Raw genomic sequence first — 20,256 nt, forward strand, 5'->3', positions numbered from 1 at the left:
AACTTCCTCCAGGGCGCCGGTCTTGCTGAACGGGGCTCCCCCGCAGCGGTCGCCGCAAGATCCTCCCGTGTCCTCCGGTGCCGGTCAGACACCGGGCGTCTAGCGAGCTAGACGATTGCTGCCGCCATTTACCGGCGGCTTGTATCTAGTCTGCTAGACGGACGTGATGAACATACGCCTGATCACACGTGGGATGTCAAGTAGATTGGGGTGTGGGAACCTCTCCTGCTGTGCGCCCGCTGGTCGCCTTCCCTATCTAGCCGGGTAGACAATGGAGGTGGTTCAATGATGAACATCAACGGCAGACAGGAGCAGTGATCGCGATGGGTGAGGCGAACCCCAGCAGCGGTCGGCACGCCAACACCCTGGCGGGACGCCTCGACTTCTTGATCGAGACGATCCACCCGGCGGGCCGCGGCCCCTACACCTATGCCGAGATCGCCGAGGGGAGCAGGAAGGGGGAGGGCCCCTCCGTTTCGCACGGCACCGTTCAGACGATCCACCGCGGAAGCAACACCAACCCCGGCCTCGACTCGCTCCGGGCCATCGCCCGGTTCTTCGGCGTGACCGTCGGGTACCTCGCCGACGGAGAGAACTTCCAGGCGGTCGAGCGGAGGATCGAGGAGCGCGTGGCGCAGCTGCGCAGGGAGATGGAGCGCGCCCAGGCGACCGACGAGTTCGCTCAGGCCCTGGAGGACGAGGACGTGAAGGCCGCGGCGTTCCGGCTGTCGGGCCTCTCGGCCCGTTCGATCAAGACCGTCGGGGCGTTCATCAAGCAGCTGCGCGAAGTGGAAGGGCTGCCGGAGGTCCCGCCGAAGAAGGGGCGCCGGAGGAGGTCGTGAGAGGAACTTCACTCTCATTTGGTGCATAGAAGACCTTTTCGGCACGGAAGTGCCCCGATGTCTTGTCATGCACCAAACAGATCATTCCGGCCGTCGGGGTGATCCGTTTAAGCTGCGAACCGGCGAGCAGCGCTCCGATGCGCTTCGCGGCCGTGAACGGAAAAGCCCTGCCTGGGCGCCCCGTCCACGGTGCCGGATGTGGAGGACAAGGGTCGGGTATGCGCTGGTGGAGGCGGGCAGACGCCCACTGTGCCGCCATAGCCGACCAGCTCGTCATCCCCCAGCCGTTCGATCTTGCAACCTTCTGCGCGGGCATCGCGGAACAGCGCGGCCGGCCGCTCATCCTCCTCCCGCTCGACGGCCCCCCGGACCCCTCGCTCCCGTGCGGCATCTGGATCGGCCTCGACGCCGCCGACCTGGTCTTCTACGACGCGGCAGCGGCCGAGATCCTCAAGGTGCAGATCATCCTGCACGAGATCTCCCACATGCTCCTCGGACACGTCGCGCCCGAACTCGCCATCGGCGACGGCGCGACCGAGGAAGAAGTCGACCTCGCGGCCCAGCACTTCCAGACCCTGCTGGCCCGGACCCACGACGCCGTCTCCGCCCTCGACCTGCCCGAACTGCCGGTCGCCTCCATCATCCGCGCGGAAGCCGCGCGCATCCGCTCCATGGCCACCCAGGCACAGCCCATCGACGACGAGCTCGGGCTCGACATCGACCGCATCGCCAGCCTCATGGGCCGCTCGAAGTTCGCGAGCCCGCAGGAGCGCCAAGCCGAGACCCTGGCCACTCTCATCCACGAGCGAGCCAGCCGCCACATGACGCACTCCACCTCCACCGAGGCGGAGGACCGTCTCGTGCGCCTCCATGACGCCCTCGGGCACCCCGTGCGAAACACATGGTCGTGAAGTGAAACGAATAGAAATCGCCGTCCTGGTCATGCTCTGGGCGGTCACCCTCTGGCGTGTCCCCTCGGCGATACGGACCGTCAAACAGAGAGCCCTGTGGGTCTCCATCGCGGGCCTCACGCTGTCCATGACCTTCCGGTACCCCGACGTCATGGACTGGGTGAACGCGCGCAGCGGCATCCCCAACGTCGCCACCCTGCTCAAGCACGTCTTCGGCATCATCGCCGCCGGCGCCGTCGTCGACTTCGTGATCGCGATCAGCCGCCCCGAGACCGACCGCAGGATCCGCCCCCGGCACCTGGTCGGCCTGACCGCCGTGGCCACCATGAGCGTCCTCTTCGGCTTCGTCCCGGAGCACCGGGTCATCGAGTTCTACGAGGAGAACGTCGGCAACGTCTGGGCCTCCCTGTACTACGCCGTCTTCATCGTCTACCTCGGCTACGCGATGGCGGTCGCAACCTGGCTCTTCTGGGACAGCGCCCGCCACGCCAGCACCCGGCCCCTGCGCGTCGGAGTCCGCCTCATGGGCATCGGCACCGCGATCGGTGTCCTGTACGCCGCCACGCGTGCGACCTACATGGTCCTGCGCCTCACCGGCCTCGCGGACAGCTCCAGCGACTCCGCGGCCGACGCGGTCACGGACCTCTGCAAGTACGTCTCCATCGGCCTCATCCTCGTCGGCAGCAGCCTGCCGGCCTTCGGCGTCGCCCGCAGATCCCTCCAGGACTGGCGCTCGCACCGAGACCTCCAGCCCCTGTGGCGAGACCTCACCACCGCAACCCCGGACATCGTTCTCAACGCCCCCCTCCCCCGCGGCCCCCGCGTGCGCCTGCACCGAACAGTCATCGAACTCCGCGACGCCGCTCTCGCGCTCGCCCCCTACGCCGACGAAGACCTCAAGGAACGGGCCGGTGCGGCGGCGCGCACCCGCGTCGCCCGTGACCCGGAAGCGGCCGCCGAAGCCCTCTGGCTCAAGGCCGCGATGGAGAACAAGGCCCGCGGCGCCGAACCCGTCACCGAAGCCGCCCCCACCAGCCACCAGGCCGACGACGAAGAGATCGCGGGCGCCGACTTCGACGCCGAGGTCGCCCGCCTCCTCCGGCTCTCGGAGGCGTTCTACTCGCCCGACAGCGACAGCGCCCTCGTCTCCAGCGTCCGTCAGGAACAGAAGTGACCCACGCCCCTCACGAGTCGCGGGCGGCTCGACTCATCACCGACGGCCTGGACCCGAAGACCTGGATCATCGCCGACACCCTCCTGATCGGATGGCACGCAGACGGGGTCACCGGAATCGGATGGGGACTCCTCGGATGCCTCTTCGCCGCCGTCATCCCCGTCCTCTTCATCAAGTACGGCATCCGCCGGGGACGCTGGGCTGACCGCCATCTCGGGCAGAAGCAGCAGCGCATCGCCGTCATGATCTTCATCCTCTCCTCGGTGGCCATCGGGATCGGCCTGATGGCCGCCTTCGGCGCCCCGCGTACGATGATCGCGCTGATCGCGGCCATGCTCGCCACGCTCGCGGTACTCCTCGCGGTGACCGCCGGCAGCGGAGAACAGGAGGAGTCGAGCCGCACCTGGAAGCGCAAGATCAGCGTCCACGCGGCCGTCGCCTCGGGCAGCGTCGCCATGCTCGCCCTCGCGTACGGGCCTTGGGCCCTTCTCGCCTACGGGCTCGTTGCCCTGGTGGGATGGTCCCGGGTGGAGCTCAAGGACCACACGGTCGGCCAGGTCCTCGCCGGCACCGCCACAGGAACTGCGACAGCCGGATCCGTCTTCTGGCTGCTCGGATAAGCCCCCGGCGGCAACCGAGAGCCACCGCGCCCCCGTCGACCGAATCGGTCGACGGGGGCGTCTGTTCGCGGGGCCGTGCCATGCCGACGGTCGGCCTCCGCCTGCGTACGCCTCGGCAGGCTGCTGGTACAGCCGCTGGAGACTGGGGTGCCCTGCGCGGAGTCATCTTGCGGCCCATCTGCGCGGCGTCGGCCCGGGACCTCGAAATGTGCGTTGACCAGGGGTTTCTCGTGATGAACAGCCTGGCCAGCCAGCCTGGAAAGTGGCCAACCGGGACTGCGCCGTCGAACCCTCGATTCATGTCCTCTGAGGGGTATGTCATTACTGTGAAGACAGATCTGGCAGGGTGTTGGGTATGCCCAAGGGAAGTGCAGCACCTCTTGAAGACCGAGACACCACGCCGATCGTGAGGCGGGTACGGAAGCGGCTCGCCGAGGCCGGCGACGGAGACTTGGAGCTCTTCCCGGCACCTGAAGACGTGTACGGGGTACTGGTCTACGTCCGGGAACACGAGTCACTCCTGGAGAAGCCGGTGGAGCGACTGGAGGCGCTGCGCAAGCGCACCCAGGAAGACGAGGAACGCCTCGCTGCGGCACGAGTCGCGCTTCAGGAGCACGCCCTCGACCGTGTCCTGCTCATTCGACGAATGCGCCAGCTGCTGGACGTCCAGGAGGCCGCCGTTCTCGACGCCTGCACCCGCGCCAAGATCACGGGCCAGACCGTGGCGAAGGCGATGGGTCTGGAGTCGCGCGGTGGCCCAGCACTCCGGCGAGAGCGCCTGCGCCTGGCGATTACCTCCGGATGGGAAGTACGAACTCCCCGCATCGCAAAGGAGCGAGAGGAGCAAGAGGCGAAGGAAAAGGAAGAGGTCATGTCGGGCCACGCCCGCGTGCGCCAGGTCGCGTTGAACCTCCTTTCCCACCGCCCTGCCTTCATCGAAGTCGAGGACTTGGATGAGTGGTGGGACGACCTCCAGTGGTACCTCGACGGCAACGACTCGGACTCCCTGGCGCAAGCGAGCGTGCTCACCCACCTGCGACTGATCGTCAGAGACCTCCGGACTCAGTCCATCCTGGCCTCGATGCCCCCGTCCGCCGACGCGCGAGCGCTCCAGTCGCTCGCCGAGGCGGAAGCAGCGACGAAGTGGTGACCTTGATGGCTGCCCCCATCAAGGACCGTGTATAGGTACGCAGTTCACCTGACCGTCTGCGGGCGCATGCCGAGAGGCATCTCCCCATGCGCAGCCAGCTGGCTGACAGGAGCCATGGGCGGGTAGGCCGCGTAAGTGTCCGGTTGAAGGCGGGCCGCCTGAGGAGATCGGGCCGGCGAGCAGCCGAGCCAGCCGTCCTGCAACGCAGCACATTCAGATTGGTAACTACCGTGTCGGAGCAACGTTGGCGGGGCGAAGTGACGCTTCGTACCTGCCGGGAGCGCGCGCGGTGTCGGTGACTGTGCATTTCCTGGAATGCCTGTCCCGGAATTCTGCGGCCCCCATCATTGTCTGCTGCATACCTGCGACCTGGCATTTGGTCTTGATGGCGTGCTGCCCGTGGAGCGAGCTGGTTGTGCTGACGGGCTGCTGGCCGACCGGGGCGTCTAGGATCCTCAAATGAGACGTAGCGTCTCGCTTCGACGTCTCGGCGTGACACCCTCTAAAGGTAACGAAATCGCAACACAAGCCTTCTGACCTGCGGTTTTCACAAAATCACATACCTCACTCACCTACTCACCCCGGAACTCAGCCCTTCGGTGGGGTGCGTGTGGAGTGAAGTGAGGGTGATGAAGGAGTCGCTCTGGGGTGCTCGACGGGTAGGGCACCGGGGGGAGTTTTTGTGCAGGGTTCATCCCTTGCTGACTGGCGATTAGGGGAACACTCAGTTACGAGAAGTGATCGCCGGAATGGATGGTTGGTGAGGGTGTCATCGGCAGTAGAGAGCTGGAAGGGGGATCTGAAAGGAGCACGTCACACTGACAACTGACTTCATGTGTCATCCCAGCCAGCCGCTCGGGAGTCGTGTAGTCTCACGCCGAGATCAGCCTGGCTGAGGTGCGATCTGTCGTGCAGGGGACGTCTCCCCTGCCGGAGGGGGGAACCCTCTGAGGCAGGTCCAGCACATGCATCCGACCGCCCCTAAGACTGCGGAGACGTCTTGGAACTCTTCGAATTCGCGGACCTCAGCGATCGACTTCCCGAGATCGCCGGTTTCGATGACGACACGACAGATGACGAGATTCGTGAACTCGTTGAAAAGCTCCGACCCCATCTGCGCAACGTCATAGGGGTCACTATCGGCAAGGGTGGCCAGGGTAAGACCACGCTCTCGTCGAACATCGCCTACATGCTCGCCGAAGAGCAGGAGAAACGAGCAAGGAACGGCAAGTCCGCCAAGCCGGTTCTCTATGCAGAGCTCGACGCCAACGGTAACGGTCGCCGCGAGTACGGCCTGCAAGGCGGCGAATTCGACGACAGTGGTGCCCGGTTCGTCCAGTCGATCGTCGCCGACGGGCCGTTCACTGTCGTCAAGAACGTCCGCCCGTACCTGGACACGACCATCGGCGGGCCGAAGATTGGTGACCTGAACCGGCACGTAAACCGACTGCACTCGGCGCACGGTAAGAGCGCCTTCCTGCTGCTCGCACTGCTGCTTGCGCAGATCTCGCACCATTACCGGTGGATCGTCCTCGACTTCTCGCCTGGCGACAAGGAGATCCAGAAGCTCGGCCTGGCCACCACAACCCATCTCGTTGCGCCGATCATGGACGACGACAACGGGACACTGGACGGCCTTTCCGCCCTCGCCCGTCTCATTCGCATGATCAACAAGCTGCTCAACCCCGAGGCTGCTCTCGCCGCCATCGCCTTCCTGGGCTTCCCCAAGGTTCACGACAAGCAGACATCGAAGCTGGAGCTCGTCCGCGAGAAGATCCTCAACCAGCTCAGCAAGGCCAATATGGACCCCGATTTGATGCTGAGCGAGCACATCCGCAGGGCCGAGGGTCTCGCCACCCAGTGCCGCAACCAAGGCCGCCCTGCGCGCGAGATGGCTCGCGCGGCCACGGGAACCCTTGTCCATCATGAGACGGAACAACAGGTCCCGCGTCCACGCGACGAAAAGGGTCGCCTCATTGACCCGGAGATGGCCGTGAAGCTCGCGGGCGACTACGGCACCGTGGCTGTTCAGATGATTGCGCGTGTACGGGCCCGCAATAACGAGCTGAAGGCAGCGGAAAACCAGCGTCAGGCGTCGAAGATGGAGGAGGCATCCGCATGAGCAGCACTGCACGAAGGGCCAACCAGAAGGCCGTGGCCGGCGGGTCCAAGCAGGAGAAGGAGACCACTGACCCCTCGAAGAAGGCCGCCACTCCGAACAAGCACCTCATCGTTCCCGACCTGGACTTCGATGGAGGCGACGATGACGACGATGACGACGATTACGGCCCGCCGAAGTTCGAGCCTTCGAAGAAGGGCGCCGCGACCCCCGCGCCTTCTCTGCCTCAGCAGGCAGAGAAGGAGCAGCTTCCCCCGGTGGTAGCCGAGCCTGAAGTAGCCGAACCGGCTGCCGCTGTCGCCGTCTCGGGAGAAGCCGAGATCCCGCAGCAACCGGAGAAGGTGCAGGCTCCTCAAGAGCCGGCTGCCGTCGACGCCCCGCGGCAGGAGGAGCGCGCCGAGCCCGAGCCGACCGCCGCGATCCAGGGCTCCTCAGAGCCGCTGCCCAAGGAGCCCGACGTGCTGGTGGGAGGCCCGGTGCAGCTTGCCTCTGCGGATAACCAAGTCCAGCGTTTGGCTGGTCAGGTCGGTGGGGTAGCCGTACCGGGCTCGGCGCTGGCCCCGACGCGCTTCTCGGACGGTACCCGTGGTGGGCACGCGACCGCCACGGAGGTCTACGGCGGGTCTACCGGTGCGAGCCTGCAAGTCCGCCGTCCTGGCCGACGACGGGTCCGAGAACCGTTCAACCCGGAAGTGCAGCCGAGCGGCCCCACCGCGGCCATGCTGGAGATGGCCGAGCGGGCACCGGGCTACGCGGCGCTGCTTACCGTCTACTCTGCCGCGCAGACGAAGATGGAGCCGTTCGGCGACCGGAACATCCATCTGTACGGGCTTACCGCCGACGATGCGGGTCTCCAAGTCGTGTCGGATAAGGCGCTGTTGAAGACCATCTCCGGTCACGAGCCGAAGCTGACGCTCGCGCACTACGTGGACGCGGCGCTGGAACCCGCTCTTGCTCCGCTTAACCCCTCAGGTACCGATCGCCAGGAGATGGAGGACGAGCGGGACTACGTGTGGCAACTGGCACAGGGCGCACTGAAGTACCGGAGGTACGTGCTCAGCGATCCGCAGACTGCGGCTTTGCCCAAGTACAGGGCCAAGAGCCTTCTGCGTACGCCCGTGAACGAGCGGTTCACTCGCATGCTCAACCTGATTGATTCACTTGCCGGGATAAACGCCAAGCCCTTCGAGATCGTCAGCGCCATTGTCGCCGGCTATCTGGAGAAGCTCCCGACGGAACAGGACGGCATGAAGAAGGTCTTCGAGAAACACCTGATGACCTCGATCCACTGATCCGAGCCCCTTTTAAAGCGTAAAGGGAGAAGAGCCAGCAGGGGAGCACGGCATGAGTCCGTGCCTCACTGGTCCGGCTCTCACTCAGGCCGCCGCCGAGTAACGATGCTCGGCGGCGGCCTGCTGCGCTCTCCAATGGCAGCGGGGTGGGCTACGTGCCGAAGGGGCTTCTTCGCTTGGATCGTCTGGGTCGGAAGCCACTGACTGGTATCCCGGCCCGAGCCGACGTGCGGCACGCCCCCGAGCCCCCAGGCTCGTATGAGTGCGATGCACGATCGCCTCCCACATCATGGTGTGCCCGCACGGCCGCGCCTACCGTGCGGGCATGACGACACAGGTGAACGGGGCAGCGGTCTTCGGCGCTGCGGGCCAGCGCGGGGAGAAGGACTACTACTGCGATGCCTACTCGGTGTTCCGCAGCGCGGCCGGGTCGGTGGGCGCGGTCGTGGTCGACGGGGTGGGCGACTCGGAGGAGATCGCCCGGGACATGGACCGTCTCGCCTGGGCGATGTCCCGGACGACCGCCCAACGCGGTTCGTCGGCCGGGATCATGGCCGGCCATCATCTGCTCGTGGACCGGGGCGCCGACGGGAAGGGGCCGAGCGCCGTGGCGGTCGCCGCAGACCTCCGGCCGGGACGACCCACCGGGGTTTCATGGGCCGGAGACTGCGCCGCCTTCGGCGCGAACGGAAAGGGCGGCCTGACCCGGTACACCGACGAGCAGACCGTCGGCGAGCAGCTGGCCCGCAACGGCGGTGTGCCCTTTGAGGTGTCCGAGTCCCACCGGAACTGGGTAGCCCTCGGCCTGCCCGAAGCGAGCGTGTGGACGGTCTACCGGGTAGAGATCCCCCCGGAGGACACCGTGATCCTTCTCAGCGATGGCATCGTCGACCAGCTTTCGCCCGGGGAGATGGACGCGCTGGTGCGGGTCAACGCCGAACGGCCGCCGCGGTTCCTGGCGCAGGCCCTGGTCGATGCGGCACGGCCATCCGGACGGCGGCGCCGGGATGATGCCACCGCCGTCGTCCTGCGGCCCCTGATGTAGGACGGACGCCACGGCAACCCCGGCGTTGCGGGCGGCGGAACACGCGGTCCTCATTCGGAGAGATGCCGGGCTCGGCCGTATCCCTCCGGTCTGCCGCCCGGAGACCGCTCAACCGGCCGCGGGTTCTTGCCGCATGGGGCCCGGAACGGCTCGTGGGGTGTGCCGGGTTCCGTGCCACCGTTCAACTCGGGTGCGCTCTGGCAGGGCTGTCGCATCGCTGCTGTGCTCGTGTCGGGAAGGACCTGAGGGCGCGCGTCTTGGCCGTCTGCGTCAGCCGGCGGGGACGGTCTCCTCACCTCGTGATCACGACGATGCGGAGGGTGGTGGCTTGGTGAGCGGTGGGCGGAGGTTCGGGACCGCCGGGTCAACTGGCGGGCGGGGAGGGTGGAGTGCGGTGGTGTTCGATCTGTTCGGCACGTTGGTGGACGCTCCGTCGGGGCCGGAGCGTGCCCGGCTCGCTTCCGGGCTGGAGTGCGCGCTCGGTGTCGCGCGGGGGCGGGCGCGGGAGGCGCTGTCCGCGTCGTGGCGGGCGCGGCACGAGGGGGCCCTGGAGACCGTGCCCGACATCGCACGGGACCTGGCCGGCCGGTGCGGGGCTCGGGGACCGGATCTGGACCAGGCCGTCGCGGTCCTGCGGGAGCACGCCCGAAGGCGACTGGAGGCGGCGGACAGTGTGCTGGGGGTCCTGGGCGGTCTGAGGCGGCGGGGGGTGCCGGTGGCGGTGCTTTCGGACGCGGCGGCGGAGACGGCGGAGGCGTGGCCGGTGTGCGCGCTGTCCGGGCTGGTCGACGCGGTGTTCTTCAGCTGTCGTGAGGGCGCGGTCAAGCCGTCGCCGGTGCTGTATATGAGGGTGCTGGCGGCTCTGGGTGTTCCGGCGGACCGGGTGCTGTATGTCGGGGACGGTGGCGGGGACGAGCTGGCGGGTGCGCGGAGGGCGGGGATGACGGCGGTGGGGGTGCCGTGCCGGGGCGGGGTGTCGGCGGTGGCGTACGGGGTGCGTGCGTGGTCCGGTGCGTGTGTGGGTGGGATGGAGGAGGTTCCCGGGCTGGTCTTCGGTGGTGTGCTGCCGCCGGTTCGGGTGCGTCCGGGCGCGTAGGAACGAGCGGGGAGGGCGGGACACCTGGTGTACGCCGGCCCGCCCTCCCCGTGTTGCCGTTCCCTACGGGGCGTGGGCGGCGGCCCGCGCGGGCTGTCTCCTGGTTCAGAGGTGCTGGTGGAGGCGTTCCAGGGCGGTGCGGGGGTGTTCGAGGACGGCGAGCGGAGGTGGGATGGGTTCGTCGAAGGGGTCGTGGCGGCGGCGGTGGAGGGCGGCTTCGACCAGGCGCCAGCAGGTGCTGTGCCCGACGACGGCGAGGGTGGTGTCCGGGGGGAGGGTGTGGTGGAGGTCGAGGAGGCGGGTGAAGACGCGGAGTTCGACGTCGCGCAGTGACTCGCCGCCGTCGGGCCGTACGTCGTACGCGGTGTCGGTGGCTGGCCAGTGGGGGTCGTGGGCGAGGTCGGTGAACGGGGTGAGGGTGTAGCGGCCGAAGTGCCGTTCGCGCAGCTGTTCGTCCGGTAGGGGGCGAACGCGGTGGGGCAGGCCGATGAGGTGGGCGGTGCGCAGGGCGCGGGGCTGGTCGCTGCTGTGGAGGGCGGTCGTGGGGCCGAGGGCGAGGGTCCGGCCGAGGTGTTCGGCCTGCTGGAGGGCTTCGGGGAGGAGAGGGGAGTCGGTGCGGCCCATGAGGATGCCGTGGGCGTTGGCGGTGGTGCGGCCGTGGCGGATCATCAGGAAGCGGCCCGGCGCGGCGGTCATGACGGGCTCCCGGCCGGGGTCCAGCCGCCGGCGGTGCTGATGATCACTTTGAGGCGGTCGGGGGCGGGCTCGGCGTAGGTGCGGTACGCGGTGGTGGCGTCGGTGACGGGGAAGGTGTGGGTGATCAGCAGTTTCAGGGTGTCGAGGTGGGTGGTGAGGTAGTCCGCGGCGGGGGCGAACACCTGCTGCCAGGGCGGGGTGATGCTGGCCTTCAGGGTCAGGTTGGCGCGCAGGAGCTGGTCGTAGGGGAGGGCGTATTCGGCGTCGTCGGGGACTCCGAGGGCGAGGACGGTGCCGCTGTGCCGGGTGGACGCGATGGCGTCGCGGAGCGTGCGCTGCTGGTGGCCGACGGCTTCGACGCAGATGTCGGCCGGCTCGTGGGCGCGGGTCCGGGTGGTGAGGGCGGCGGCGGTGTCCTGGATGTGGCGGGTGATGCCGAAGGCGCGGGTGATGCCCTGGCTTCGGGGGGTGGGGTCGACGCCGGTGACGCGGGCGCCGCGGCGGCTGAGGATGTGGGCGCAGATCAGGCCGATCGGGCCGAGTCCGATGACGGTGACGCGGGCGCCGTCAAGGTCGGCGTCGAGTTTCGCCGTCGCGTACAGCATGGTGGCGATGGGCTGGATGAGGGTGGCCTGGGCGTCGGTGAGGTGGTCGGAGTTGATCGGGTGGGTGGTGTCGCGGTGGGCCCGGTAGATCTCGGCGAGGCCGCATTCGTCGTCGGGCATGGCGAGGACCCGCTGGCCGGGGTGCAGGCCGGTGTCGGGGGCGGCTTCGGCGATGGTGCCGACGCATTCGTGGACGGGGAAGCCGGGCCGGCCGGAGCGCGGGTCGGCGGTGCTGCGGAACTTCGGCAGGTCGCTGCCGCAGAGCGCGGCGGCGGCCAGGCGGACGGTAACCTCGCCGGGCCGGGGCCGGGGCGCGGGGGTGTCGGGGACGGGCTCGAACGTCTGGGGCGCGCGAAGACGGAGGGCGTGCACGGCCGGGTTCCTTTCGTCGTGGGCCCGTGCCCCCGGGGCCGGCGGTTCAGGCGGTGCCGGGGCGGTGGAGGAGGGCCGTGATCTGGGCGGCGAGGGCCTGGATGTCGATGGTCTGGAAGTCGGTGGTGTCGACGGTGAGGACCGGTCCGGGCAGGTCCAGAGGCTCGTAGCGGCCGGCCAGCAGCTCGGCGCGGAATTCGGCGGCGTTCTGGTCGTCGCAATGCCCAGGGTGCCGCTCGGCGGAGGCGGAGCGGACGGTGAACCGCTCCAGCAGGACGGGGCCGTCGGCGACGCACTGGACCTGCACCACGGCGCAGCCGGTCTGGTCGATGAGGCGGCGGAAGTCCGCGGTCGCGTGGGTGCGGCGGAAGTTGGACTCGGTCACGCAGTCCGCGCCGGCGGTCAGCGCGGCTTCGAGGAGGGTGAACAGCACGGTTGCGGACGCGGCCCCGAGTTCTTTGGAGCGTTGCCGGTCGGACCAGCCCAAGGTGTCGAAAAGCGCCTCTTTGATCATGTCGCGGCTGTAGAGGGGCAGGGTCAGCAGCTTGGCGAGCTTGGTGGCGAGGGTGGTCTTCCCGGTGCCGGGGGGTCCGGAGACGATGACGACGACGGGCTGGCGGGTGGGGGGCACAGGAGGGCCTTCCGGGACGGGGTGAGCGTGAGGTCGGCCGGCGTCTGCACGTGGAGCCAGTCGCCGGTGAACTCCGCGAAACCTACCGCCCGGTGGGGTGTGAGCGCGGCCAGAGCGCGGGTGTGGCTGATCGGTTCGGGGCCGGTGCGCATGAGGGCGAGGACCTGGGGGGTGATCAGGTAGGAGTCGACGACTTCGAAGGCGCCGTCGTCGCGGTAGGGGGTGCGGTGCCAGGAGGCGACCGTGTCACCCGAGGGGGTGAGGGTGTGGTGGGACTCGGTCCTCCACCGCCGGCTGCCGACGGCGATGGGCCGCCGGTCGCGGGTCCACTGCGCGAGCAGGAGGGGCAGCAGCCGGGTGTAGGGGAGCAGCACGTTCCCGGCGATGATCAGCACGGGCGGGGGAAGGCGGTCGGCGAGGTGCAGCACCCCGGCCGCGCCGGGCTCGCTCTCCTGCACGGCCCGGATCCGCGGGTCGATGCGCTGCTGCCAGCCGGGAACCGCGTTCTCGACGTCCACGGCGCGATGTCCGGTGAGCAGCCGGATCGGGGCCGGGGCAGGAAGCGCGGGACATGCCTGGGTCAGGACGAGTTCGAGGAGCGGCGTGCCGGCAACGGGGTGCATGGTCTTCTGCCGGGTTCGGCCGGCGGGGCCCAGGCGGCTGCCCAGCCCGCCGCACAGGACGATCAGCGCGGTCACCGGCCGGTTCACCCCTCGCACTGGGGCAGGACGCGGGAGGCGAGCCATTCCAGCAGGTGGAGGTCCTCGGTGCAGACACCGAGGTGGGTGACTCCGGCCGCGGCGCGCCGCCGGAGGGCGTCGGCGACCTGGCCGGGGCTGCCGCCGACGGTCCACCAGTCCCCGTCCGGCTCCAGCGGCACGGCGGGGCCGAGGGCACGGATCTGGAGGTGGAACCCGCACAGGGGCGCGCCGGGCGGGCGGGCGGCGCGGGCCGTGGCGATCTGGGCGGCGACCGAGTCGGCCGACGGCGTGACCCCGTGCAGGCGGCGCCGGGTGGGAACCGTCAGCGCGACCTCGTCGGCGTGCCGGGCCGCCAGGCGCAGCAGCGCGGACGTGCCGGCCGCGACGATCAGCCGGGGCGCCTGGGTGCCGTCGGCCAGGGTCCGCGCCAGCGTGCCGTCGCGCCCGTCGGGGGCGGTGGTTCCCGGGAGCGGCCACGCCTGCCGAAGGAGTTGGAGGGTTTGTTCCAGGGCGCGGATCCGCGCGCCGGCGGGACGGGCGGCGGGAGCGAGGACGTCGAGGTCGGCCGGCTGCCATCCGGCGCCGATGCCGAGCTCGAAGCGGCCGCCGCTGATCTGCTGGAGGGTCACCGCGCTGCGCACCGTGTGCGCGGGCAGGCGCAGCGCGTCTAGGACGGTCATGGTGCCGAGGGCGATGGTGGTGGTGTCGGCGGCGATCCTCGCCAGCAGGGCGAAGGGGGCGGGGACCGCGGCCGTCCCATGGTCGTGGGGGCGGGTGAGGTGGTCTGGCAGGGTGAAGGAGGCGTAGCCCATCGCCTCGATCTCCCTGGAGGCCCGTACGGTCGTCGTGATGTCCTGTCCGGGGGGCGGGGTGTACTGGACGCCGATCCGCGGTCGGGTCACGGGGTTCCTCCCAGGGCGACGAGGTTGCTGACGGGCGGGTAGAGCGCGGGCACCCGGGGCGCGGGTGGGGTCAGGACGACCGGCTTGTAGCCGAGTTTGGTCGCCGCCTGATACGGCCACCGCTCCTCCGGTCCCGGTCCCGGTCCCGGCCCCGGGGCGGGTCCGGAGCCGGTCGTGCCGCGTACGAGGTGCTGGAGGAGGGTGAACAGCTCGACGCCCAGCGCGAAGTTGTCCGCCTCGTCCTTCGGCAGGTGGGCGTGGGGCAGCGCGAGCGCCTGGGCGATCCGGCCGTGAAGGCCGGGCCGGAACAGCGCGTTCATCAGGAAGCTGATCTCCAGGCCGTAGCCGGGGGCCAGTTCCATCGCGGACCAGGCCGCCAGCGTCGCGCCCTGGTCGCCGTGCAGGAGGAAGGAGAACCGGCCCAGCCAGTGCTCGGCCAGGTGGTTTCGGCGGCTGGCCAGCCACAGCGAAAGCGCCCGGGAGGAACGGCCGCCGTGCTTGGTGACCTGCTCGACGGCCGCCTCCAGCTCCGCGAACCCGGCCGGGCCGAGCGCCTCGTGCAGGGTGGTCCGGGTCGGGGCGCACCCAGCCGGGAGACGTTCGGCGACCCGGGGTGCGGACGGCAGGCGCCGGGCCCAGGCCGCGTCCAGGAGATCCGCGAACCCCCACGTCCGCCCTGCTTCCGGATCCTGCGCCGCTTTGGCCAGGTCGGTGTCCACGGCGAGCCGGAGGCTGCCGCCCTTGGCGAACCGCACCCCGGCGAACCGCTCATCGGCACACGGCACCCCGGGAGCGCTGAAACCGAGCGCCCACGGGGCGAACAGCGCGAGGACGTTCTCCGGGTCGTAGACGAGATAGTCGCTGTCCACGAAGACGACGAACCGGCGCTCCCCGTCCCCCGGCTGGTCCGCGCGCAGCAGGGCCAGGCAGGACAGCAGGTGCTCGCTCTTCCCCGCGTCCGGGAGCGGCGCGCCGCCGTCGGCCCGCGCCAGGGGCCGGTGCGGGCCGAGGACCGGGACATCGAGAGGGGCGGTGAGCGCGGCCGGGGCCGGGCCGCCCTGGTAGCTGACCGCGAGCTCCACCCCCGCGAAGGTCTCCCGCAGGACAGCCAGCGCGCGGCACAACCGGATGGTGGTCGCGAAGCGGACGGGATCATGCCCGTGGCACAGGACGATCACATGGACCCGCAGCCCATGGCGGCGCATCGCCGCCGAGATCCGGTTCTCCGTCCGGGCCCGGGCGGCGGCGCCACGGCCCAGCAGCGTCTCCAGGTCCACGTCCACGACCTTGTCCGCAGCGGGGGCGAGCATCACTCCACCCCCCGCCCGGCGGTCTCGGCCGCCGCGTACATGCGGTCGATCACGTCGGCGACCATCGCCGCCTCCCGCCCCGGGCACAGCGGATCTCGGCCGTCGCGGACCGCGGTGACGAAGTCCTCGTACATCGACGGCCCCGGGCCGAGTACGGGAAAGGTGGTCTCCTCGTGCCGGCCCCGGTTCCCGCGCAGCAGGGTGAGCCGGTAGTCGCGGTAGGAGTCGCCGATGTTGGTGACCCGTACAGTGCCGCGGGTGCCGCGGATCTCCAGCAGGACGTCCTCGGCGCGCGGCAGGTGCCCCATGAAGCTGGTCTCCACCGACAGGACCGCGCCCCCGTCCAGGTGCAGCATCCCCACCGCGGTGTCCTCGACGTCCCCGCCGTCGGCCCGGCCGGCCAGGAGCCGGCGGCTCGTCGCCGCCGTCAGCTCCCCCACCCGCGGGAAGCCGAGCATCCACAGGACGAGGTCGATCCGGTGCGTGCCCAGGTCCAGCAGCACCCCGCCCCCGGCGGACGTGCGTTTCCGGTACCAGGACCCGGGCGCGTTGTCCCGGCGCAGCCACACCGTGCGGGCGAAGTACACCTGGCCCAGCACGCCGTCGCGCACCAGCTCCCTCGCCGCCCAGTGCGCCGGGTCCGCCCTGAAATCGTGCAAGGCCGCGAGCACCAGACCGCGTTCGTCCGCGAGGCGCACCAGCCCGGCGGCCTCCGGCCCGGTGAGCGTCATCGGCTTCTCCACCGCCACGTGCTTCCCGGCGAGCAGGGCCCGCTCGGCGAAGTCGGCGTGCAGTCCGTTGGGCACCGACACCACCACCGCGTCCAGCCCCGGGTCCTCCAGCAGCCGCCCGTACTCCGCGACCGCGACGCACCCCGGCCCCGCGTCCGCCCGCGCCGCCTCCCTCCGCGCCCCGTCCAGATCGCACACCGCGGCGACCGTCGCGCCGGGCGCCTGCTCCCAGCCCCGCACATGCCGCGCGCCGTGCCGCAGACCGACCACGCCGATCCGTAACCGCTCCTCCACCGTGCTCCTCCTTCTCCTCAGGGGCCCGTCGTGTCCCCCGGCCGTGCGAGGCCGGGGACCGGGCCCGTCCGAAGAAGACCACCACCACCGGGCCTGCCGGAAGACGCGACGGAGGTTGAACGGTTGCAGGCGCGACCACATCAATCCGCCCGGATTCAGGGGCACTTACGCTCGCGCCGAGAGGTGATGCGATGCCATCGAACCGTGCTCCCAACGCCGCGCTGCGCCACCTCGTCCGCGAGGCAGACATCAAGTACGAGGCGCTCGCCACCCGCGTCAACGCCCTCGGCATCCAGTACGGACTCGCCCTGCGCTACGACAAGACCTCGGTCAGCCACTGGATCCGCGGCACCGCACCCGCCGGCATCGTCCCGCTCCTCATCTGCCGCGTCCTGGCCGAACGCCTGCGGCGCACGGTCCACCCGACCGACGCCGGGTTCGCCCCCACCGGCACGAACGAAGCAGAAGCAGGTCTTGCCTACCATCCCTCGCTCGCCTCTACTGTGAAGGAGATCGAGCTTCTGCGGAGGTACGACATGGAACGCCGAGAGTTCCTGCGCTCCTCCACCTACGCGAGCGCGGCCGTCGTCGCCGCCAGCGGCCACTGGCTCGACCGCCCCCCGGACCCGCCGGCCACCCGCACCGCCACCTCACCGCGCGTCGGCACCCCGGACGTCACCCGCGTCCGCGCCACCCTCACCGCGTTCCAGGACCTCGACGTCGCCCACGGCGGCGGCCACACCCGCCCCCTGGCCCTCCACTACCTCCGCTCCGTCCTCGACCTCCACGACGGCAACTACACCGAGACCACCGGCCGCGCCCTGCGCCGGGCCACCGCCGAACTCCTCATCGCCATCGGCCTCATGTCGTACGACGTCGGCCACCACCAGGCCGCCCAGCGCTACCTCATCCAGGCCACCCGCATGGCCCAGGCCGCCGACGACCCCCCGCTCGGCGCCCGCGCCCTCACCATCCTCAGCCACCAGGCCCTCCACCTCGGCCAGCCCGCCCACGCCGTCGAACTCGCCCGCCGCGCCCGCAACGGAGCACCCCGGGCCACCCCCGGCGCGAAAGCGGTCTTCCATGTCTTCGAAGCCCGCGCGCACTCCGGCACCGGCGACATCCCTGCCGCGGAAGCGGCCATCAAACGGGCCGAACACCACTTCGCCCGCGCCCGGCCCGACGACGAACCCGACTGGACCCGTACCTACACCCGCGCCGAACTCGCCGGCGAGATCGCCTGGACCTACCGCGACCTCGGCCTCCCGGCCCAGACCCGCCGCTACGCCGCAGAAGCCGCCGCCCACCCGGCCACCATGCTCCGCGCCCACGGCTTCAACCACGCCCTCCTGGCCACCACCGCCCTCCAGGACAACGACATCGAACTTGCCTGCGCCCACGGACGCACCGCTCTCCACCACGCAGCCCAGGTCATGTCCGACCGCGTCCAGGACAGCGTCCACGACGTCCTCACCCGCCTCCGCCCCCACGCAGCTCACCCCCGGGTGAAAGACCTCGCCGACGAGTTCACCGCCGCCTTCCCCCACCGGTGACCCCGGGGAAGGACAGTCCCGTGCAGAGCGATCGCGTCCGTCCGTGGAGCGCCGACGGGGGCACACCTCGACCTCCTGCCCTCCGCCGCCGGCCCCCCAGGCTCGGGACAGCACCGGTATGGACACCGCACCAGGGCCGCCCGCTCCTCGGCCAACGGCCCGCGACGCAGCGAGCCCACCGACAAACACTGCTGAACCGGCAGCCACCCCCGGTCCGTGCCAGGAGTACGATCAGCAAAAGCTGAACGTGTTCAAAATGAAGGAGAAGGCCATGTTCGAGCGAACCGCGCCCATCCCGGCCGACTCGCCGGCCACGCTGCTGGGCCCCGCGGCCCTCGCCTTCGGCACCATCGCCGCCCTCGGGGTGACCGTCCCCGCGTTCTTCTTCCTGACCCCGTTCGCCGCGCTCGCCGGCGCCCTCGCCCTCACCTTCGGCGTGGCGGGCATCCACTACGGACGGCGCGGTGTCGGGCGCCTGTGGGTCGCGGCGGCCGGAACGGCCCTCGGCCTCATCGGGTTCGTCACCTTCATCGGGTTCCTCATGATGTTCGCCGCATAGCTGATCGGCTCAGTGCCCGCGATGCATCGCTGGATGGTGGGCCAACACCGTGCCGAGCATCTACGTACCCTGTCGCCCCGCCCAGGCCGACGGCACACTCCCGCGGCCGTCCGCAGGCACAGGGTGTGCGCCCGGCCGCGTCGACGGTGAGCCCCTGCGCACGGGCGAGCCCAGTGCTGGGGGACGCGTCTCACCCCAGGACAGGGGGACGTTCACCGTGCTCCACCGGTCCTCGGGCTGTTCGCTCTTGGCCGCCGCGCTGGATACACCCATCGGGATCACTCCAGGCGAAGAAGAAAGAGTGAAGGGAAGAGAAGGGGTGCCCGCCCCAGGGCGGGCACCGTGCGGCTACCGGGGTCCCGCGGCTTCGGCGAGGGCCCGTTCGACGTCGGGCAGCCGGTCCAGAAGCCGGGTGGCCGCCGCGTGCCGCAGCAGCCAGAACGCGTCGAGATCGTCCTGGAGGAGGCCGGGCTTGATGTAGTGCTCCTTCACCCCGTAGAGCGATCCCAGGAGCTGGATCAGGGCAACCCGGGCACAGCCGGTCACGTCCGCGGCCGCGTGGCGGGGGTTGGTGGTCTGGTAGGCGCGGACGAGCCGGACGCCGGCGCGGATCCAGTCGGGGTCGTGGACGACGGTCCGCGGGTCGAAAGCAACCCTCCCCAACTCGTAGGAGACCAGTTCGGGTGCGGGCGGAAGGAAGTCGAGTACCGCTGTCAGTTCCTCGCCCTCGAAGAGCACATTGACGACCGAAAGATCTCCATGGATCACCTGGGTCGTCAGACCGTCGGGCAGGCCCGTGATCAGTTCGGGCAGACGAGTGAGGGCGGCGCGGCGCTCCGTCAGGGTCCGGACCGCCTCGGTGTCGAACGTGTCCGGTACGGGGTGTTCGGCGATGAGGTCGAGGAGTTGGTCGACGTCCGTGGTGAGTTTCGCCGCCGGGTCGGTCGTACGCCACTTCGTCAGCCGACGTGATGCCCCGGCCGCTGCGGCCGGGTGGTCGGCGAAGGCGGCGTGGATGAGGCCCAGGGCGCGGCCGGCGGCCTTTTGCTGCCCGAGGGCCAGTCCGCCTTCCGCGGTGCGGCCGGGCACCCACTCCCAGAGTGAGGTGGCGAGGTCTCCGCTGGTGGCGATCGCCTCCCCCGTCCGGGTGGACCGTGGGACGGCGACGGGGACGCCGTGCTCCCCCGCGAGGCGGCTCTGGCCGATCGCCGCGCGCTCTGCCGCGAGGTCCGTCCCGGGCAGGTAGCACTTCACGAAGAAGGTCTCGTCGCCGTTGGTGGCGCGGTAGTTGACGGTGTTCTGCCCTGCGAGCAGTCGGGTGAGGCCGGTGTGTCCAAGGCCGTAGGCGTGCTCCAGCAGCACACGCAGTTTTGGTACCGGATCCGGGCCAGCGGCAGGGACGGGCGGGGTGGAGGGCGCGGGCACGGGCTGGCTCCTTCGGCGGTGCGTACTGGAGGGCGAACCCCCAGAGGCGTGGGCGGGATGACCGTGGCGGGGGACGGAGCCACCAGGCGGCCGGGTGCGGGGGTGAGTCAGGCGGGTGGTGGTGTTCGGCGATCAGCGACACGGCGCCCTCGGCCGGCACTCGGTCCGCCCAGGCACCCGGGGTTGCCGGGGCCTGACGGCGGGAAGCCGGGCCCACCCGGCGCCGAG

The 20,256-nt window shown here is 70.2% G+C and carries 19 protein-coding genes; 11 read left to right on the forward strand and 8 right to left on the reverse strand.

Annotated features, from left to right (window positions below):
• Window positions 1–323: 323 nt before the first annotated feature.
• From ACFVIM_RS07965 to ACFVIM_RS08005, 9 genes are all read left to right on the forward strand, one after another.
• Window positions 324–842, forward strand: a complete 519-nt coding sequence (locus tag ACFVIM_RS07965) for an XRE family transcriptional regulator (RefSeq protein ID WP_384299795.1) — start codon at window positions 324–326, stop codon at window positions 840–842.
• A gap of 218 nt (window positions 843–1,060) precedes the next feature.
• Window positions 1,061–1,753, forward strand: coding sequence for a hypothetical protein (locus ACFVIM_RS07970; protein WP_384299796.1), 693 nt, complete (start codon window positions 1,061–1,063; stop codon window positions 1,751–1,753).
• A 1-nt stretch (window position 1,754) separates the two neighbouring features.
• Window positions 1,755–2,927: an MAB_1171c family putative transporter gene (locus ACFVIM_RS07975; RefSeq protein WP_384299797.1), complete on the forward strand. Its 1,173-nt coding sequence runs from the start codon at window positions 1,755–1,757 to the stop codon at window positions 2,925–2,927.
• Window positions 2,924–3,547 (forward strand): phosphatase PAP2 family protein, encoded by a 624-nt coding sequence (locus ACFVIM_RS07980; RefSeq protein ID WP_384299798.1) that lies wholly within the window; start codon window positions 2,924–2,926, stop codon window positions 3,545–3,547. The genes ACFVIM_RS07975 and ACFVIM_RS07980 overlap by 4 nt, the downstream gene beginning before the upstream one ends.
• Before the next feature lie 355 nt (window positions 3,548–3,902).
• Window positions 3,903–4,697, forward strand: coding sequence for a hypothetical protein (locus ACFVIM_RS07985; protein WP_384299799.1), 795 nt, complete (start codon window positions 3,903–3,905; stop codon window positions 4,695–4,697).
• Between the two features lie 1,000 nt (window positions 4,698–5,697).
• A complete protein-coding gene (locus ACFVIM_RS07990) occupies window positions 5,698–6,819 on the forward strand; it encodes a ParA family protein (protein WP_351495444.1) in 1,122 nt (373 codons plus the stop codon).
• Entirely contained in the window at window positions 6,816–8,108 is a 1,293-nt protein-coding gene (locus tag ACFVIM_RS07995; protein WP_384299800.1) for a hypothetical protein, read from the forward strand. The genes ACFVIM_RS07990 and ACFVIM_RS07995 overlap by 4 nt, the downstream gene beginning before the upstream one ends.
• A 325-nt stretch (window positions 8,109–8,433) precedes the next feature.
• Window positions 8,434–9,153, forward strand: coding sequence for a SpoIIE family protein phosphatase (locus tag ACFVIM_RS08000; protein WP_384299801.1), 720 nt, complete (start codon window positions 8,434–8,436; stop codon window positions 9,151–9,153).
• A 394-nt stretch (window positions 9,154–9,547) separates the two neighbouring features.
• A complete protein-coding gene (locus ACFVIM_RS08005) occupies window positions 9,548–10,249 on the forward strand; it encodes an HAD family hydrolase (RefSeq protein ID WP_384299802.1) in 702 nt (233 codons plus the stop codon).
• 105 nt (window positions 10,250–10,354) lie between these two features.
• Here ACFVIM_RS08005 and ACFVIM_RS08010 read toward each other — a convergent pair whose 3' ends face one another.
• Genes ACFVIM_RS08010 through ACFVIM_RS08040 form a run of 7 tightly spaced genes read right to left on the reverse strand, consistent with a single transcriptional unit; the run spans window position 10,355 to window position 16,491 of the window.
• Window positions 10,355–10,945: a histidine phosphatase family protein gene (locus tag ACFVIM_RS08010; protein ID WP_384299803.1), complete on the reverse strand. Its 591-nt coding sequence runs from the start codon at window positions 10,943–10,945 to the stop codon at window positions 10,355–10,357.
• Window positions 10,942–11,922, reverse strand: a complete 981-nt coding sequence (locus tag ACFVIM_RS08015) for a zinc-binding dehydrogenase (RefSeq protein ID WP_384299804.1) — start codon at window positions 11,920–11,922, stop codon at window positions 10,942–10,944. The genes ACFVIM_RS08010 and ACFVIM_RS08015 overlap by 4 nt, the downstream gene beginning before the upstream one ends.
• Before the next feature lie 46 nt (window positions 11,923–11,968).
• Complete coding sequence (locus tag ACFVIM_RS08020) at window positions 11,969–12,553, reverse strand: AAA family ATPase (RefSeq protein WP_384299805.1); 585 nt, start codon at window positions 12,551–12,553, stop codon at window positions 11,969–11,971.
• Window positions 12,460–13,263, reverse strand: coding sequence for an NDP-sugar synthase (locus ACFVIM_RS08025; RefSeq protein ID WP_384299806.1), 804 nt, complete (start codon window positions 13,261–13,263; stop codon window positions 12,460–12,462). Before ACFVIM_RS08025 ends, ACFVIM_RS08020 begins: the two co-directional genes overlap by 94 nt.
• Complete coding sequence (locus tag ACFVIM_RS08030) at window positions 13,260–14,156, reverse strand: LLM class flavin-dependent oxidoreductase (RefSeq protein WP_384299807.1); 897 nt, start codon at window positions 14,154–14,156, stop codon at window positions 13,260–13,262. Before ACFVIM_RS08030 ends, ACFVIM_RS08025 begins: the two co-directional genes overlap by 4 nt.
• On the reverse strand, window positions 14,153–15,466 hold the full coding sequence (locus ACFVIM_RS08035; RefSeq protein ID WP_384299808.1) for a hypothetical protein: 1,314 nt from the start codon (window positions 15,464–15,466) through the stop codon (window positions 14,153–14,155). The genes ACFVIM_RS08030 and ACFVIM_RS08035 overlap by 4 nt, the downstream gene beginning before the upstream one ends.
• Window positions 15,466–16,491 carry a Gfo/Idh/MocA family protein gene (locus ACFVIM_RS08040; protein ID WP_384299809.1) on the reverse strand — a complete coding sequence of 342 codons (1,026 nt, stop codon included), beginning with the start codon at window positions 16,489–16,491 and terminating at the stop codon, window positions 15,466–15,468. Before ACFVIM_RS08040 ends, ACFVIM_RS08035 begins: the two co-directional genes overlap by 1 nt.
• Window positions 16,492–16,682: 191 nt before the next feature.
• On the opposite strand from ACFVIM_RS08040, the gene ACFVIM_RS08045 reads away from it, so the two are divergent.
• Complete coding sequence (locus ACFVIM_RS08045; RefSeq protein WP_384299810.1) at window positions 16,683–18,044, forward strand: transcriptional regulator; 1,362 nt, start codon at window positions 16,683–16,685, stop codon at window positions 18,042–18,044.
• Window positions 18,045–18,315: 271 nt separating this feature from the next.
• Window positions 18,316–18,603, forward strand: coding sequence for a hypothetical protein (locus ACFVIM_RS08050; RefSeq protein ID WP_384299811.1), 288 nt, complete (start codon window positions 18,316–18,318; stop codon window positions 18,601–18,603).
• A 348-nt stretch (window positions 18,604–18,951) separates the two neighbouring features.
• Here ACFVIM_RS08050 and ACFVIM_RS08055 read toward each other — a convergent pair whose 3' ends face one another.
• Window positions 18,952–19,965 (reverse strand): phosphotransferase enzyme family protein, encoded by a 1,014-nt coding sequence (locus tag ACFVIM_RS08055; RefSeq protein WP_384299812.1) that lies wholly within the window; start codon window positions 19,963–19,965, stop codon window positions 18,952–18,954.
• Window positions 19,966–20,256 lie beyond the last annotated feature (291 nt).

This window comes from Streptomyces sp. NPDC057638, assembly GCF_042800315.1.
Taxonomy (GTDB): Bacteria; Actinomycetota; Actinomycetes; order Streptomycetales; family Streptomycetaceae; genus Streptomyces.